We start from the raw sequence: 324 nt of genomic DNA, 5'->3' as shown, positions 1-324 counted from the left end.
GCCATTTCAGCCCGATCAGGCGGTTGACCGAAGGCGGGCTGTCGATGAAGCCGAAAGGGGCGGACGGCGCCAGATAGACCTGCCCGTCGCGCACCGCCGGAACGCCCTGCCATTCGGGCATTGCGCCGACATGCGCCGCGAAATCCGCGTCGATGGTCACGATCACCTCGGGCGCCCAGGCCTGCACCTGTTCCGGCGATACGGTCAGGAGGCCGTCCGGCCCGGCCTCGACCACGTTCCGGCCGCCGACCCGCTCGATGATCTCGGCGTTGATCGAGCCCCGCGCGGCCGTCTCGATCCCCTCGGGGCCGCGTGCCAGATAGA

At 70.1% G+C, this 324-nt stretch carries 1 protein-coding gene; it reads right to left on the bottom strand.

The features are described from left to right. Positions 1 to 324 (bottom strand): ABC transporter substrate-binding protein (locus BYZ73_RS22000; protein ID WP_146746430.1); only part of this gene is annotated, 324 nt, incomplete at both ends.

The sequence above is a fragment of the Rhodovulum viride genome (assembly GCF_003265965.1).
In the GTDB taxonomy this organism is placed as follows: Bacteria; Pseudomonadota; Alphaproteobacteria; order Rhodobacterales; family Rhodobacteraceae; genus Rhodovulum; species Rhodovulum kholense.
The sequence above is the reverse complement of the archived record's forward strand: the minus strand, read 5'-3'. Positions and strand labels throughout refer to the sequence as shown.